The 14,595-nt window shown below is 68.1% G+C and carries 15 protein-coding genes; 5 read left to right on the top strand and 10 right to left on the bottom strand.

From position 1 onward, the window contains the following. Window positions 1-94 precede the first annotated feature (94 nt). The 3 genes from ACM6JT_RS10345 to ACM6JT_RS10355 all read left to right on the top strand — a co-directional run bounded on the left by ACM6JT_RS10345 (window position 95) and on the right by ACM6JT_RS10355 (window position 4,185). Window positions 95-1,867 (top strand): ABC transporter permease, encoded by a 1,773-nt coding sequence (locus ACM6JT_RS10345; protein WP_034179669.1) that lies wholly within the window; start codon window positions 95-97, stop codon window positions 1,865-1,867. Continuing rightward, the gene (locus ACM6JT_RS10350; RefSeq protein WP_105389920.1) at window positions 1,860-2,927 is read left to right on the top strand and encodes an ABC transporter ATP-binding protein; all 1,068 of its coding nucleotides are present in this window, start codon (window positions 1,860-1,862) and stop codon (window positions 2,925-2,927) included. The genes ACM6JT_RS10345 and ACM6JT_RS10350 overlap by 8 nt, the downstream gene beginning before the upstream one ends. A 166-nt stretch (window positions 2,928-3,093) precedes the next feature. Next, window positions 3,094-4,185, top strand: a complete 1,092-nt coding sequence (locus ACM6JT_RS10355; RefSeq protein ID WP_414856424.1) for a porin — start codon at window positions 3,094-3,096, stop codon at window positions 4,183-4,185. A gap of 148 nt (window positions 4,186-4,333) precedes the next feature. Here ACM6JT_RS10355 and ACM6JT_RS10360 read toward each other — a convergent pair whose 3' ends face one another. Next, window positions 4,334-5,296 carry a quinone oxidoreductase family protein gene (locus ACM6JT_RS10360; protein ID WP_414856425.1) on the bottom strand — a complete coding sequence of 321 codons (963 nt, stop codon included), beginning with the start codon at window positions 5,294-5,296 and terminating at the stop codon, window positions 4,334-4,336. A gap of 46 nt (window positions 5,297-5,342) precedes the next feature. Further along, window positions 5,343-5,594, bottom strand: coding sequence for a hypothetical protein (locus ACM6JT_RS10365; RefSeq protein WP_034179673.1), 252 nt, complete (start codon window positions 5,592-5,594; stop codon window positions 5,343-5,345). Between the two features lie 95 nt (window positions 5,595-5,689). On the opposite strand from ACM6JT_RS10365, the gene ACM6JT_RS10370 reads away from it, so the two are divergent. Further along, window positions 5,690-6,499, top strand: coding sequence for an AraC family transcriptional regulator (locus ACM6JT_RS10370; RefSeq protein WP_034179674.1), 810 nt, complete (start codon window positions 5,690-5,692; stop codon window positions 6,497-6,499). Between the two features lie 246 nt (window positions 6,500-6,745). On the opposite strand, the gene hpaI is transcribed toward ACM6JT_RS10370, so the two are convergent. The 7 genes from hpaI to ACM6JT_RS10405 are packed head-to-tail and all read right to left on the bottom strand — an operon-like array spanning window position 6,746 to window position 12,660. Further along, window positions 6,746-7,552 carry a 4-hydroxy-2-oxoheptanedioate aldolase gene (gene hpaI, locus ACM6JT_RS10375; RefSeq protein ID WP_217586881.1) on the bottom strand — a complete coding sequence of 269 codons (807 nt, stop codon included), beginning with the start codon at window positions 7,550-7,552 and terminating at the stop codon, window positions 6,746-6,748. Between the two features lie 15 nt (window positions 7,553-7,567). Beyond that, entirely contained in the window at window positions 7,568-8,371 is an 804-nt protein-coding gene (hpaH, locus tag ACM6JT_RS10380) for a 2-oxo-hept-4-ene-1,7-dioate hydratase (protein ID WP_414856426.1), read from the bottom strand. Between the two features lie 19 nt (window positions 8,372-8,390). Next, window positions 8,391-8,783 carry a 5-carboxymethyl-2-hydroxymuconate Delta-isomerase gene (locus ACM6JT_RS10385; protein ID WP_034179677.1) on the bottom strand — a complete coding sequence of 131 codons (393 nt, stop codon included), beginning with the start codon at window positions 8,781-8,783 and terminating at the stop codon, window positions 8,391-8,393. 41 nt (window positions 8,784-8,824) lie between these two features. Further along, complete coding sequence (hpaD, locus tag ACM6JT_RS10390; RefSeq protein ID WP_034179678.1) at window positions 8,825-9,673, bottom strand: 3,4-dihydroxyphenylacetate 2,3-dioxygenase; 849 nt, start codon at window positions 9,671-9,673, stop codon at window positions 8,825-8,827. A 50-nt stretch (window positions 9,674-9,723) separates the two neighbouring features. Beyond that, the gene (gene hpaE / locus ACM6JT_RS10395) at window positions 9,724-11,187 is read right to left on the bottom strand and encodes a 5-carboxymethyl-2-hydroxymuconate semialdehyde dehydrogenase (protein ID WP_105389914.1); all 1,464 of its coding nucleotides are present in this window, start codon (window positions 11,185-11,187) and stop codon (window positions 9,724-9,726) included. A 22-nt stretch (window positions 11,188-11,209) separates the two neighbouring features. Then, the gene (locus tag ACM6JT_RS10400) at window positions 11,210-11,974 is read right to left on the bottom strand and encodes a fumarylacetoacetate hydrolase family protein (RefSeq protein WP_131948339.1); all 765 of its coding nucleotides are present in this window, start codon (window positions 11,972-11,974) and stop codon (window positions 11,210-11,212) included. Further along, window positions 11,971-12,660: a fumarylacetoacetate hydrolase family protein gene (locus ACM6JT_RS10405; protein WP_414856427.1), complete on the bottom strand. Its 690-nt coding sequence runs from the start codon at window positions 12,658-12,660 to the stop codon at window positions 11,971-11,973. The genes ACM6JT_RS10400 and ACM6JT_RS10405 overlap by 4 nt, the downstream gene beginning before the upstream one ends. A 152-nt stretch (window positions 12,661-12,812) precedes the next feature. Here ACM6JT_RS10405 and hpaR point away from each other — a divergent pair, with 152 nt between their 5' ends. Then, complete coding sequence (gene hpaR, locus ACM6JT_RS10410; RefSeq protein WP_034179682.1) at window positions 12,813-13,253, top strand: homoprotocatechuate degradation operon regulator HpaR; 441 nt, start codon at window positions 12,813-12,815, stop codon at window positions 13,251-13,253. A gap of 55 nt (window positions 13,254-13,308) precedes the next feature. On the opposite strand, the gene ACM6JT_RS10415 is transcribed toward hpaR, so the two are convergent. After that, entirely contained in the window at window positions 13,309-14,523 is a 1,215-nt protein-coding gene (locus ACM6JT_RS10415) for an SDR family oxidoreductase (protein WP_034179683.1), read from the bottom strand. Window positions 14,524-14,595: the final 72 nt, after the last annotated feature.

Raw genomic sequence — 14,595 nt, forward strand, 5'->3', positions numbered from 1 at the left:
GACAGCGGGCCGCCCGCCGCACATCGCGCGGGCGGCCGCTTCCCCTTACCGACTTCCTAGAGGCGGCCATCCGGATGGCCGCAGGGGCGAACTCATGCTTTCAACCAGCACACGCGGAACGGCGCCGGCCGTTGCGCCCACCACCGGCCAGGGCGGCGCGATTCCCGCGCTGCCGGTCAACCGCCTGCAGCCGCTCGCCGGCATGCTGCGCTGGATCGTCGTCGCGGTACTGACCGTCGCGGTCGCGCTGCCGCTCGGCTTCATCCTGTTCCAGAGCCTGCTGTCCGCGCCGTTCTTCGACGCGAACAAGACGCTCGGCATCGAAGGTTTCCGCTTCATCTTCAGCGATCCCGACTTCTGGTCGGCCGTGAAGAACTCGTTCATCATCGCCGGCGGGATGCTGTTCATCTCGATCCCGCTCGGCGGCATCCTCGCGTTCCTGATGGTGCGCACCGACCTGCCCGGCCGCCGCTGGCTCGAACCGCTGCTGCTCACGCCCGTGTTCGTGTCGCCGATGGTGCTCGCGTTCGGCTATGTGGTCGCGGCCGGCCCGGTCGGCTTCTACTCGGTGTGGTTCAAGGAACTGTTCGGGGTGCAAAACGTGCCCTGGAACGTGTATTCGATCTTCGCGATCACGGTGATCGTCGGCCTCACGCACGTGCCGCACGTGTATCTGTATTCGTCGGCCGCGCTGCGCAACCTCGGCTCGGACGTCGAGGAAGCCGCACGCGTGACGGGCGCCCGCCCGTTCCGCGTCGCGCTCGACGTGAGCCTGCCGATGACGATGCCCGCGCTGCTGTTCGCCGGCGTGCTGGTGTTCTTCCTCGGCTTCGAGGTGTTCGGGCTGCCGCTCGTGCTCGGCGATCCGGAAGGCCACCTCGTGCTCGCGACCTACCTGTACAAGCTGACCAACAAGCTCGGCGTGCCGTCGTATCACCTGATGGCCGCGGTCGCGGTGTGCATCGTCGCGATCACGTTCCCGCTCGTGCTGCTGCAGCGCCGCCTGTTGAAGACCGCGAACCGCTTCGTCACGGTGAAGGGCAAGGCCGGCCGCGCGACGGTGCTGCCGCTCGGCGTATGGCGCTGGGTCGCGCTCGCGATCGTCGCGCTGTGGCTGATGCTGACCGTGATCGTGCCGATCTCGGGCATCGTGCTGCGCGCGTTCGTGACCAACTGGGGCGAAGGCGTCGCGCTCGCCGAGGTGCTGACGCTGGCGAACTTCATCGAGCTGTTCGAGCAGGACAACCTGGTGCGCGCAATCGTCAACACGCTCGGCATCGGCGTGATCGGCGGTGCGCTCGCGGTCGGCTTCTACTCGCTCGTCGCGTTCGCCGGCCACCGCCGCCCCGACTGGGCGACCAAGCTGCTCGACTATCTGGTGCTGCTGCCGCGCGCGGTGCCGGGCCTGCTCGCCGGTCTCGCGTTCCTGTGGATCTTCCTGTTCGTCCCCGGCCTGCGCGAGCTGAAGAACTCGATGTGGAGCATCTGGATCGCGTACACGGTCGTATGGCTCGCGTACGGGATGCGGCTCATCCAGAGCGCGCTGCTGCAGGTCGGCCCCGAACTCGAGGAAGCCGGCCGCAGCGTCGGCGCGACGCGCAGCCGCGTGTCGCTCGACGTGACGCTGCCGCTCGTGCGCTTCGGCCTGCTCGCCGCGTGGCTGCTGATCTTCATGATCTTCGAGCGCGAATACTCGACGGCCGTCTACCTGCTGTCGCCCGGCACCGAAGTGATCGGCGCGCTGCTCGTGTCGCTGTGGGCGACCGGCGCCGTCGACCAGGTCGCCGCGCTTTCTGTCATCAACATCGCGATGGTCGGCGCCGGTCTCGGCGTGGCCCTGCGCTTCGGAGTGAAACTTCATGGATAAGCTCATCGTCGACGATCTGCATCTCAGCTACGGCGCCAATCCGATCCTCAAGGGCGTGTCGTTCGAACTGAAGGCCGGCGAAGTCGTGTGCCTGCTCGGCGCATCGGGCAGCGGCAAGACCACGCTGCTGCGCGCGGTGGCCGGCCTCGAACAGCCGTCCGACGGCCGCATCCAGCTCGACGACCGCGTGTTCTTCGACGGTGCGAAGCGCGTCGACCTGCCCGTCGAGCAGCGCTCGCTCGGCCTCGTGTTCCAGTCGTACGCGCTGTGGCCGCACCGCACCGTCGCCGAGAACGTCGGCTACGGGCTGAAGCTGCGCCGCGTCGCGCCCGCCGAACAGAAGCGCCGCGTGCAGACCGCGCTCGACCAGCTCGGCCTCGGCCATCTCGCGGAACGCTTTCCGCATCAGTTGTCGGGCGGCCAGCAGCAGCGCGTCGCGATCGCGCGCGCGCTCGTCTACAACCCGCCGGTGATCCTGCTCGACGAGCCGCTGTCGAACCTCGACGCGAAGCTGCGCGAGGAAGCGCGCGCGTGGCTGCGCGAGCTGATCGTGTCGCTCGGGCTGTCGGCACTGTGCGTGACGCACGACCAGACCGAGGCGATGGCAATGTCCGACCGCATCCTGCTGCTGCGCAACGGCCGCATCGAGCAGGAAGGCACGCCGGCCGAGCTGTACGGCGCGCCGCGCTCGCTGTACACGGCCGAGTTCATGGGCAGCAACAACCGGATCGACGCACGCGTCGCCGCGATCGACGGCGAATGCGTGACGCTCGCCGGCGACGGCTGGGAAATCCGCGCGATGGCGCGCGACACGTTCGCGCCGGGCCAGGACGCGCAGGCCGTGATCCGCCTCGAGCGCGTGCAGGTCGCCGACGGCCCGGGCGCGAACCGGCTGCAGGCCGACCTCGTCACGTCGATGTATCTCGGCGACCGCTGGGAATACCTGTTCCATTGCGGCGACATGCGACTGCGTGCGTTCGGCCACGTGCCGCGCGCGGCCGGCAAGCACTGGCTCGAATTCCCGACCAACGACTGCTGGGCGTTCGCGAAAGCGGGCTGACCCGAGCGCGGCGGCCCGCGCGCCGCCGCGCCTGCGCGCCGCGCACCGCGCATGTCGCGCCATGCGACGACATGCAGGTCCGGCCGACGTCTTGCGGCGCCCGCCACGGCTCGTTGCGCGCAGCACCTGTTTCACCCAACCCACAAGAACCAAGGAGACACCGTCAATGAAGTCACGCGCAGAACGTTCGATTCGCACAGTAGTCCTCACGAGTTCGGCCGCCGCGGCCTGCATCGCAGCGCCCGCCGCGCACGCGCAGTCGTCCGTCACGATGTACGGGATCATGGATGCCGGCATCGAATACACGAACCACGCGGCGCCGCAGGGCGGCAACTCGTTCAAGCTGAAGTCGGGCAACAAGAACACGTCGCGCTGGGGCTTGCGCGGCGTCGAGGATCTCAGCGGCGGGCTGAAGGCGATCTTCCGCCTCGAAAGCGGGATCGATCTCGCGAACGGCGCCTTCGACGACGGCCCCGACTCGATCTTCGCGCGCCGCGCGACGGTCGGCCTGAAAGGCAAATGGGGCGAGCTGTCGCTCGGCCGCAACTTCACCGTCACCTACGACTACATGCTGCCGTTCGACCCGATGGGTTACGCGCAGAACTACTCGTGGGCGACCTCGTCGATGGCGACGGGCGGCCGCAAGGACGGCCTGTTCACGCGCTCGTCGAATGCGGTGCGCTACGACGGCGAATTCAGCGGCTTCAAGTTCGGCGCGCTGTACGGCTTCGGCAACGTGCCGGGCAGCGTGAAGACCAGCTCGAAATACGATTTCGCGCTCGGCTACGAGACCGGCCCGTTCGCGGCGGTGGTCACGTTCGACCGGCAGAACGGCGCGGCCGACAGCGTCACGCCGGCTGATACGGTCAACTACATCCAGGGCATCCACGCTGGCCTGAGCTACGACTTCGGCAACCTGAAGACGATGGCGGGTTACCGCAATTACAAGCGCACGTTCCGCACGACGGCGGCGAACCAGCTGAGCGATATGGTTTGGGTCGGCGGGTCGTATCAGTTCACGCCGGCGTTCTCGCTGATCGCGGCCGTCTATCACCAGAACATCAAGGGCGGCACCGACGCCGATCCGACGCTCGTGTCGCTGCGTGCGAACTACGCGCTGTCGAAGCGCACGGTGCTGTACGCGGCCGGCGCGTTCGCGATCGCGAAGCACGACCAGAAGGTCGGCGTGTCGCGCGATTTCGCGGGATACGGCACGACGCAGGTTGGTGTAACGGCGGGGATTCAGCAGCGGTTCTGAGCCTGATGCGGCGGGTGGCGACGGGTGAGTTTCACCCGCGGCCGCCCTGCTTTCCCCGCATGCGCGGCGGCATCACGACGGATAGCCGGTTGTCGCTGCGCAGCTCGTTCATCGCGCCGAGCCAGCCCCGCTGCGGTTCGGTCGCCGTTCACTCGCCGCGCATCGTGAACACCGTGCGCACGAGACTGTCTGTATCGCCCCAGTGTTCGCCGACAGCCGACAACCGCACGGTGCGCGTCTCGATCGCCAGCCGCGCAGGCCCGGCCGCGTCGAACACGCCGCGCACGGAGTCCAGCAAACGCGGCAGCGGCACGCTGCCGAGGCCGCTGCCCATCAATTCGATTGCAGTTGCGCGCAGCACCGCGCCCGGCAGCAGCACGTCCGCGCCGCCGATCGAGCCGATCTGCACGAAACGCAGCCGGCGGCCATCGGGCGCCGCCTTCGCCGCGGCAACCAGCAGCGTCTGCGCGCTGGCACCCCACAGATAGTCGAGCACGACATCCACGCCCGCGCGCAAATGCGGTTCGAGCGCACGCGCCAGATGCGCGTCGTCCTGCTGCAGCGACACGACGGCGTCCGCGCCGGCGTTCAGCAAAGCGTCCAGCGCGGCCGCGTTGCGGCCTGTCGCGATCACCTTCGCGGCGCCGAGATGCTTCGCGATCCGCACCGCGAGCCGGCCCGACGTACCCGTTGCGCCGTTGACGAGCACCGTCTCGCCCGCGACGAGCCGCGCGCGTTCGGTCAGCGCGGCCCACGACGACATCCCGGGAATCGCGATCGCCGCGGCCGTGACGTCGTCGAGCCCGTCCGGCAGCGGCACGCACTGCGTGTCGGGCGCGATCGTGCGCTCGGCCATCGCGCCGAACGGCGCGGGGGCGCCGAAGAAATAGACGCGCTGCCCGTCGTCGCGACGGCCCACGCCGTCGACGCCGACGACGAACGGATAACGTCGATCCGACGAGTAATGCGTGCCGGACGCGCGCCCCTGCGCGATCCGGCTCAGCGCGGACGCCGCAACGTCGATCAGACTGTGGCCCGGCATCGCGCGCGGCGGTTCGAATTCCATATGAACGGGGCGCTCGCCGGCGCCCTTCACGACTGCGGCTTTCATGGTGGCTCCTTGAATCGGGGATCTCGATAGACGGTTTCGGCTGACGTCAGCGTGCGTCGAGCCACGCGCGCAGCGCCGGATCACGCACTTCCATCACGTCGAACAGGCCGAGCGCGCGCAGCGCGGGCAACGCATCGATCGCGTCGGCTTCCGCGCGGGCCCGGTCGGCGGGCGTGGCGCCGGGATCGGTCAGCACGCGCGCGTTGACCAGAAACGCGCCGACGGTGCCCTTGCGGATCGTCGTTCCGCCGGCATCGATCCGGTCGGCATGGTCGGGAAGCATCTGTTCGGCTCGCATCGTGTCGTACTCCGGTTGTCATCGATGGACGCAGTGTAGGCGTGCGAAGCCGTCCGATCTCCGGTATAACAGCCATTCGATACCGCTATCCGGCCATGTCCGATCCGCTCCTGCCCGCCCGATTCATCACGTCCGACGACGGCCCGTTCGTCGTCGCCGCCGTCCTGTCGCAACGCGACCCGCGCGTGACCGCGCCGCACTCGCATGCGCGCGGCCAGCTCGTCGGTGCGCTGAGCGGGCTGCTGACGATCGGTCTCGACGACCAGGAGTGGGTCGTGCCGGCGATCCACGCGATCTGGATTCCGCCGCATTGCCGGCATTCGCTGCGCTCGTTCGGGCCGATTTCCGGCTGGTCGGCATTCGTCGCCGAAGCGCGCTGCGCGGAGTTGCCGGATACGCCGCGCGCGATCCGTGCGTCGCCGCTGCTGCGCGAAGCGGTACAGCGCGCCGCGAGCTGGGACGGGTCGGAACTGAATGACGCCCAGACGCGGATCGCCGATGTGATCCTCGATGAAATCGCTGCTTCGGAAGTCGAATCGCTGAGTCTCGCGCGGCCTCGCGACGCACGGCTCGTGCGTATCACCGACGCGCTCGCCACGAACCTCGCGGACAACCGGCGGCTGGAGGAATGGGCCGAATGGGCCGGCATCAGCGCACGAACGATGAGCCGCCGCTTCGTCGCCGAGACGGGGCTGACGTTTGCCCAGTGGCGTCAGCAGGCAAGGCTGCTGCGAGCGCTGGAGAAAATCGCCGACGGCGTGCCGGTGACGACGATCGCGCTCGATCTCGGGTACGACAACGTGAGCGCGTTCATCGACATGTTCCGGCGGGCGCTGGGGACGACGCCGGGGAAGTATTTGGAAGCGGGAACATCAGAAGTCAGGATAACTAGAAGTCAGTCGTAACCCATCCCCAAGGCTTGCGCCTGCGCACTCAATTCCGCCATCACATCCGCGATCGCTTGATCGCATTCTGCCCCGCAACACGTCAGGGCAACGGCGCGGACACGTCGACGAGCCGCCGCACCGCGATATGGGATCGCATTCAATTCAAGCGATGTCAGCCGGTCCCTTTGCGAAACCTTTTGCCAATTCCCCGATTCGTCAGGTAGTGCGTCTGCGTTGCGTGGCATATCTGTCGCCGCCCCTCGCTCAATACGTCGTGTCACCATTCTTTTCCGTCGGTCGGGATCCCCCCTTGAACTGCGCCGCCAACCGCTCCGCACTCCTCGCCAGCAGCGTCGTATCGACCCCGACCGCGACGAACAGCGCACCCGCTTCGAGATACCGCCGCGCCGCCGCTTCATCCGCACTCAGAATCCCCGGCGCCTTGCCGGCCGCCTTGATCGTCCGGATCGCGCCGTCGATCGCCGCCTGCACGTCCGGGTGCCCCGGATTGCCGAGATGCCCGAGATCGGCCGCCAGATCGGCCGGCCCGATGAACACGCCGTCGACGCCGTCGACGCACGCAATCGCGTCGATCGCATCGAGCCCCGCACGCGTCTCGACCTGCACGAGCACGGCCATCTCGTCGTTAGCGCGATGCAGGTAGTCGCCGACGCGATTCCATCGCGACGCGCGCGCCAGCGCGCTGCCGACGCCGCGAATCCCGTGCGGCGGGTAACGCGTCGCGGCAACGGCTGCGCGCGCTTCGTCGGCGCTCTGCACCATCGGCACCAGCAGCGTCTGCGCGCCGAGATCGAGCACCTGCTTGACGATCACCGGATCGTTCCACGGCACGCGCACGACCGGGTGCGACGGATACGGCGCGATCGCCTGCAGTTGCGCGAGGATCGTCGGCACCGTGTTCGGCGCATGCTCGCCGTCGATCAGCAGCCAGTCGAAACCGGCGCCCGCGACGACTTCGGCGCTGTACGGATTCGCGAGCCCGAGCCACAACCCGATCTGCGCGTCGCCGCGCGCGAGCGCGGCCTTGAAGACATTCGAAGGAATCTGCATCGCTCACTCACTCACTCACTCGAAGTAGCACTGGATCGTCCCGAGCGGGCCGTAGTCGACGCTGAACGTGTCGCCCGGCCGCGCCGCGCACGGCCGCGTGAACGAGCCGCCGAGCACGATCTGCCCGGGTTCCAGCGCGACGTCGAAACGCGACAGACGATTCGCGAGCCACGCGACGCCGTTCGCCGGATGGTTCAGCACGCCGGCCGCGACGCCCGTTTCCTCAACCACGCCGTTGCGCGACATGATCGCCGCGACCCAGCGCAGGTCGACGTCGTGCGGCTTCACCGGCCTGCCGCCGATCACGACGCCTGCGTTCGCCGCGTTGTCGGCGATCGTGTCGAACACCTTGCGCGGCCGTTTCGTATCGGGGTCGATCGACTGGCTGCGCGCGTCGATGATCTCGAGCGCGGGCACGACGTAATCGACCGCGTCGTACACGTCGAAGATCGTGCAGTTCGGGCCCGAAAGCCGCTTGCCGAGCACGAACGCAAGTTCGACCTCGACGCGCGGCACGATGAAACGGCCGGTCGGGATCGTGCCGCCGTCCGCGAAGAACATGTCGTCGAGCAGCGCGCCGTAGTCGGGTTCGTCGATCTGCGACGTGTTCTGCATCGCCTTCGATGTGAGGCCGATCTTGTGCCCCTTCAGCGTGCGGCCTTCCGCGAGCTTGAGGGTCACCCACGCGCGCTGGATCGCGTATGCGTCGTCGATCGTGATGTCGGGATGGTCGAGCGAGATCTGGCGGATCTGCTTGCACTCGCGCTCGGCGTCGTGCAGACGCTGCGCGAGCTGGTCGATGATGGCGGTTTCGAGCATGGTCGGATCGGGAATGGGGTCAGCCGGCACGCTTGTAGCGGGCGTGGATGTTGTTGTGCTTGTACGAGCCGCTTTCGCTGAACTCGGTCAGCTCCATCGACAGCGCGAGATAGCGTTTCGCGTACAGCTCGGCGAAATGGGCCTTGATCGCGTCGAACAGCGCGTCGCACGCGGCTTTCTTCGTGTCGTCGCTGCGGCCCGAGCCGATCTTCAGCGTCACGTGGACGAACGCGTCGTCCTCCGTGCCGTCGGCGACGCAGTAGTCCTGCAGTTCGATCGCGCGCGAGCGGATGCCGCCGGTCGGGAACACGCCGCCCTGCGCGATCAGCGTCGCGTTGATCGTGCGCAGCAGCGCGGGAATGCGCGCGTCGTCGCGGATGTTCGCGGTGTATTCGACGACGATGTGGGGCATGGCAAGTCTCCGGTCGGATGTTTGATGCGGGACCGCGGCGTTCAGGGCAGCGGGAAGATCGCGTTGATCTGCCCGGTGCCCGAACTCGCGAAATAGTCGGTGACGATCTCGACGGGTTTGTCGTAGCGGTCCCAGCCGAGCAGGCCGAGCAGCATCGCCGTGTCGTGCATGCCGCCTTCGCCGTGGCAATGCGTGTTGTACTCGGGCAGCATCGCGCAGAAGGTCTTGAAATCGCCCTGCTTCCACAGCTCGACCACGCGCAGGTCGACTTGCCGGAAGAATTCGCGGCTGATCTGGTGAATCGATTCCTCGGGGCTGCCGTTGTCGTTGAAGCGATGCGACAGCGAACCGCTCGCGAGGAACGCGACGTTCGAATCGCTTTTCTCGATCGCTTCGAGCAACGCCTCGCCGAAGCGCCGGCTTTCGTCGAGCGTGTGCCACATGCACCAGCCGGCGATCGACACGACCTTGAAGTGCTGGTCGCCGTTCATGTAGCGCATCGGCACGAGCGTGCCGTATTCGAGTTCGAGGCTGTCGATCTCGTGTGCGCGCGTCGCGACCCCGCGTGCGGTTGCCGTCTCGGCGATCAGCCGGCCGAGCGCCGGGTTGCCTGGATATGCGTACTGCATGTCGCGGATGAAATGCGGCAGCTCGTTGCTCGTGTACGTGCCGGCGAACCGCGCATTGCAGTTCACGTGATAACCCGCGTTGACGAGCCAGTGCACGTCCGACACGACGATCGTGTCGACGCCGAGCGCACGGCAGCGCTCGCCGATCAGTTGATGGCCGCGGATCGCCGCTTCGCGGCAGCCGTGATGCCTGCCGGGCATTTCCGACAGGTACATCGACGGCACGTGCGTGATTTTCGCGGCGAGGGACAGTTTGCCCATCGTTCAAGTCTCCATATCGTTCGTGCTTCCGGCGAAACGACCCGCGCCCGTTACACGCCCCAGCGCGGAATGTGATGCGAACCCATCGAGATGCACACGTTCTTGATCTCCGCGAACACTTCGAAACTGTACTCGCCGCCCTCGCGCCCGGTGCCCGACTCTTTCACGCCGCCGAACGGCTGGCGCAGGTCGCGCACGTTCTGGCTGTTCACGAACACCATCCCGGCCTCGATGCCGCGCGCGAGGCGATGCACCTTGCCGACGTCCTGCGTCCAGATGTACGACGCGAGGCCGTACGACGTGTCGTTCGCGAGCCGCAGCCCTTCTTCCTCGTCCTCGAACGGGATCAGGCACGCGACCGGCCCGAAGATCTCTTCCTGCGCGATGCGCATCCGGTTGTCGACGTCGGCGAACACGGTCGGCCGCACGAAGTTGCCGTTGCGCAGATGGTCGGGCAGGCCCGCCGGCTTGTCCGAACCGCCCGCGACCACGCGCGCGCCCTCCTGCTCGCCGATGCGGATATAGCCCGTCACCTTCTCCCAGTGCTGGCGCGTGATCATCGCGCCGAGCTGCGTGGCCGGATCGGACGGATCGCCGACCACCAGGTTGTTCGCGCGGCGCGAAAATTCCTGCACGAAGCGGTCGTAGATCGTGCGCTGCACGAAGATCCGCGAGCCCGCGGTGCAGCGTTCGCCGTTGATCGAGAAGATCGTGAACAGCGACGCATCGAGTGCACGATCGAAATCCGCGTCGTCGAAAATCAGCACCGGCGACTTGCCGCCGAGTTCCATCGAATACTTCTTGAGGCCCGCGCGCTCCATGATCCGCTTGCCCGTGACCGTGCCGCCGGTGAACGACACCGCACGTACGTCCGGATGCCGCACGAGCGCGTCGCCGGCGGTCGCGCCGTAGCCCTGCACGACGTTCAGCACGCCGGGCGGAATGCCGGCTTCGAGCGCGAGCCGGCCGAGCTGGTCGGCCGTCAGCGGCGACAGCTCCGACATCTTCAGCACGGCCGTGTTGCCGAGTGCGAGGCACGGCGCCGTCTTCCACGTGGCCGTCATGAACGGCACGTTCCACGGCGACACCAGCGCGCACACGCCGACCGGCTGGTACAGCGTGTAGTTCAGCATCTGGTCGTCGACCGGATAGGTGCGCCCGTTCATCTGCACGCACACTTCCGCGAAGAAGTTGAAGTTCTCGGATGCGCGCGGAATCAGCTGCTTGCTCGTCTGCGCGATCGGCAGGCCGGTGTCCTGCGTCTCCAGCGCCGCGAGCATCGGCACGTTCTTCTCGATCAGCTCGCCGAGCTTGCGCATCAGCTTCGCGCGCTCCTTCGCGGGCGTATTCGCCCATTTCGGGAATGCTTCCTTCGCCGCGCGCACGGCCGCGTCGACTTCGGCCTCGCCGGCCGACGCGACGTCGGTGATCACGTCGCCCGTCGCGGGATTCAGCGTCGTGAAGGTCTCGCGGCTCTCGACTTCGCGGCCGTCGATCCAGTGCTTGATGGTCATGGGTTCTCCTTGGGCGACGGGCTCAGCCGGCGCGATAGTAGTCCGCTTCGGCGACGATCGTGTTCACGAGCCGGCCGATCCCTTCGATTTCTGTCACGACCTCGTCGCCCGGCTGCGTGTCCGCCAGCCCCTCGGGCGTGCCGGTCAGGATCAGGTCGCCCGGTGAGAGCGTCATGAAGCTGCTGATGTGCTCGATCAGCGCCGGCACGTCGAAGATCATGTCGCGCGTGCTGCCGCGCTGCGTCTCCCGGCCGTTCACCGTCGTACGCAGCATGAGGCCGCCCGCGTCGCCGATCTCGTCGCGGCTGACGAACCACGGCCCGAGCGGCGTGCAGGTGTCGCGGTTCTTCACGCGCAGGTTCGGGCGGTAGTAGTTCTCGAGATAGTCGCGGATCGCGTAGTCGTTCGCGACCGTATAGCCGGCCACATAGTCGATCGCCTGCGCGCGGCTCACGTTGCGCGCGGGCCGGCCGATCACGACGGCCAGTTCGCACTCGTAGTGCATGTGGGTGGCATCCGCCGGGCGCACGGTGCGCGACCGGTGGCCGATGAACGTGTTCGGCCCCTTCAGGAAGATCAGCGGCTCGCTCGGCGCGTTGAACGCGAGTTCCTTCGCGTGGTCGGCGTAGTTGAGGCCGAGCGCGAACGTCGTGCGCGGCGCGACGGGCGGCAACCATGCGACCGTCTCGTCGGCAACCACGCGCCCCGTGTCGAGGCGGATCGCGCCGTCGCCGGCCGGCTCGGCCGCATGCAGTGCGCCGTTGTAGATCACGCGCGCCGTCTTCATCGTGTCTCCTCAGCAATCAGCGTATGCCGCAGCGTGCCGATGCCGGCCGCGGCGATCTCGATCGCGCTGCCCGCGCGGGCGCGCGGTGCGCCGCCGGCGACGCCGAGCAGCAACACATCGCCCGCGTCGAACGACATGAACGCCGTCACGTCGGCGATCAGTTCGCGCACCGGGCGAATCAGCGTCGAAGTCGACGCCGATGCGGCCACCTCGCCGTCGATCCGCACGGTCAGTGCGAGCGCGTCGACATCGGCCAGTGCCGCAGTCGGCACGATCGCCGGGCCCAGCGGGCAGAAACCGTCGCGACACTTGAAGCGCACGGCCGGACGGTAGTAATCGGGATGCGGCACCGACACGTCGCTCGCGAGCGTGAAACCGTGCACGTAGTCGAGTGCCTGCGCGGCCGGCACGCGCGTGGCGCGCCGGGCGAACACGACGGCCACCGACGCGCCGATCTCCAGCGCGTCGACGCCGGCCGGCACGACGACGGCCGCGCCGTCGGCCGCATGCGTGTTGGCCGGCTTGATGTAAAGGATCGGTGCCTGCGGCGGGCGGCCGTAAGGCGGTGCGTTCACCGCATCGCCTAGCGCGTCGAGCGCTGCGCGCTCATTCAGCAGCGCACCGTAGACGGTACCGATGGCAACCGGCAACGGCGGCGCCGCGGCGGTCGTGCAAGACAGCTCCATGCGTCATTCCCCTGCCGCGCGTCGCGGCGCATCGTCAATAGTTAATATCTTAAGTAAACAATCGGGCGCTGGCAACCTCGATTACCCTGATACGCGAAATTCAGCACCTTCGGCTGTTAAGATTGATACGTCCCCGTCCACTGTCCACCCCGATGAACCGTACGCTCGACCATCGCAACCTGGCCATGCTGCTGCTCGAGGCCCGCGAAACGCTGATGGGCCTGTTCCGCCCCATTCTCAAGGAATTCGCGCTGACCGAACAGCAATGGCGGATCATCCGCGTGCTCGACGGCGAACCGGCGCATGCGCTCGAAGCGGGACAGATCGCGCGGCGCTGCTGCATCCTGAGCCCGAGCCTCACGGGCGTGCTGGAACGGATGGAGCGCGACGGGCTGATCACGCGCACGCGCGCGCAGGAGGATCAGCGCCGGCTGCTGGTCAGCCTGACGCCGCAAAGCAGGAAACTCGTCACGGAAATCGGTCCGCGCATCGACGAGCAATACCGGCAGCTCGAGTCGCGCTTCGGCCAGGACGGCCTAGAAGACATCTACCGCGCGCTCGACCGGCTCATCGAACTCGGCGGCAACGCGTGATGATGGCGCCCGCTCCCGCCAGCCGCGGGAACGGGCGCCGGTGCAGCGCCGGCGGTCAGTGCATCGCGCCGCGCATCAGCTCGGTCACGGCGACGCCGCGCGACGTGCGCATGCATTCCTCGACGTAATCGATGAACGGCAACGGCTCGAAATCGATTTCGTCGCGCACGCGGCTGTTGTCGAACACGCGATCGACCGTCGCGAATTCCGCGCAGCGCTGCAGCGCCCGGCCGATCACGCGCTCGAGTGCCGGATCGGGCCGCCCGAGCACGTCGCGCACCACCAGCGGCAGCTCGGCCGGCGCGCACGCCGCGTAGCGCGGCGCACCCGTCATCCCCGCCGCCTCGTCCATCGCGCGCACGATCTGCGCGACCTGCGGCGCCTCGTCGCCGGCCGACACGTGATAGAGATCGTGCGCGAGCGTCGGCTTGACGGCCAGCAGCATCGTCGCGCGCGCCACGTCGTCCACCGACACGATGTCGATGCGCGTCATCGGCCGCGCGGTGAAGCGGCGCGCGGCATGCGCAAGCCGGAACATCCAGAACGAGTTCGGCGCGGGCCGCGTGCCGAGCACCGTGTGGCCGACGACGTGCGACGGCCGCACGACGACGAGCGGCAGCCCGAGCGCGCGCAGGCGCTGCTCCGTTTCCGCCTTCGCATGCAGGTAGTCCGCCGCGAGCACCGCGCCCGGCAGGCCTTCGCCGTGTTGCGCGACATCGTTCGCCGCGTCGTCCGCCGCGACTTCTTCGTGCACGATGCCGCCGCGCCCCGCATGCGCATAGGCCGTGCCGACGTATACGAAGCGCTGCAGACGCGGCGCCCGTGCGAAGCGTTCGGCGAAGCGCACCGAATCGGCGATGTCCGCCTGCAGGTGCGCGCCGTCGGCCGGCGACGCATGGCCGGCGCAGTGGATCACGTGCGTCGCGCCGGCGAGGCGCGGCGCATCGGCGCCCTGCCATACGTCGCCGAGCGCGCCGACGATCACGTTCGCGTCGGTCAGGCGCGACGCCCAGTACGGCGTCAGTCCCGCGCGCAGCGCCGCTTCGCGCAGCCGCGCGACGGCGTGGCCGCGGTCCTGCGCGCGCACGACGCACACGATGCGTTCGAGCAGCCCTGCATTGACGAGCGCCGTCAGCACGGTACTGCCGATGAAGCCGGTCGCGCCGGTCAGCACCAGCCGCCCGACGTTCGCCGCCGCGACCGGTGCGCTGGCCGGCGACACGAGGCTCGTCCGCCAGTTCAGCGACAACGCGGTTTTCCAGATCAGCACGATAGTCTCCTTCGAAGAGTCGACCGGGCGGCGCGGCGCCCGCGGTTGCGGGCTGTGCACGGCTCACCGGCC

The organism is Burkholderia sp. IT-111MI5 (assembly GCF_949752865.1).
GTDB classification, from domain to species: Bacteria; Pseudomonadota; Gammaproteobacteria; order Burkholderiales; family Burkholderiaceae; genus Burkholderia; species Burkholderia pyrrocinia_C.

Excerpts from the sequence above, each read along its gene's own strand:
- ACM6JT_RS10345 (WP_034179669.1), top strand. The coding sequence starts at position 95 with ATGCTTTCAACCAGCACACGCGGAACGGCGCCGGCCGTTGCGCCCACC.
- ACM6JT_RS10350 (WP_105389920.1), top strand. The coding sequence starts at position 1,860 with ATGGATAAGCTCATCGTCGACGATCTGCATCTCAGCTACGGCGCCAAT.
- ACM6JT_RS10355 (WP_414856424.1), top strand. The coding sequence starts at position 3,094 with ATGAAGTCACGCGCAGAACGTTCGATTCGCACAGTAGTCCTCACGAGT.
- ACM6JT_RS10360 (WP_414856425.1), bottom strand. The coding sequence starts at position 5,296 with ATGAAAGCCGCAGTCGTGAAGGGCGCCGGCGAGCGCCCCGTTCATATG.
- ACM6JT_RS10365 (WP_034179673.1), bottom strand. The coding sequence starts at position 5,594 with ATGCGAGCCGAACAGATGCTTCCCGACCATGCCGACCGGATCGATGCC.
- ACM6JT_RS10370 (WP_034179674.1), top strand. The coding sequence starts at position 5,690 with ATGTCCGATCCGCTCCTGCCCGCCCGATTCATCACGTCCGACGACGGC.
- hpaI (WP_217586881.1), bottom strand. The coding sequence starts at position 7,552 with ATGCAGATTCCTTCGAATGTCTTCAAGGCCGCGCTCGCGCGCGGCGAC.
- hpaH (WP_414856426.1), bottom strand. The coding sequence starts at position 8,371 with ATGCTCGAAACCGCCATCATCGACCAGCTCGCGCAGCGTCTGCACGAC.
- ACM6JT_RS10385 (WP_034179677.1), bottom strand. The coding sequence starts at position 8,783 with ATGCCCCACATCGTCGTCGAATACACCGCGAACATCCGCGACGACGCG.
- hpaD (WP_034179678.1), bottom strand. The coding sequence starts at position 9,673 with ATGGGCAAACTGTCCCTCGCCGCGAAAATCACGCACGTGCCGTCGATG.
- hpaE (WP_105389914.1), bottom strand. The coding sequence starts at position 11,187 with ATGACCATCAAGCACTGGATCGACGGCCGCGAAGTCGAGAGCCGCGAG.
- ACM6JT_RS10400 (WP_131948339.1), bottom strand. The coding sequence starts at position 11,974 with ATGAAGACGGCGCGCGTGATCTACAACGGCGCACTGCATGCGGCCGAG.
- ACM6JT_RS10405 (WP_414856427.1), bottom strand. The coding sequence starts at position 12,660 with ATGGAGCTGTCTTGCACGACCGCCGCGGCGCCGCCGTTGCCGGTTGCC.
- hpaR (WP_034179682.1), top strand. The coding sequence starts at position 12,813 with ATGAACCGTACGCTCGACCATCGCAACCTGGCCATGCTGCTGCTCGAG.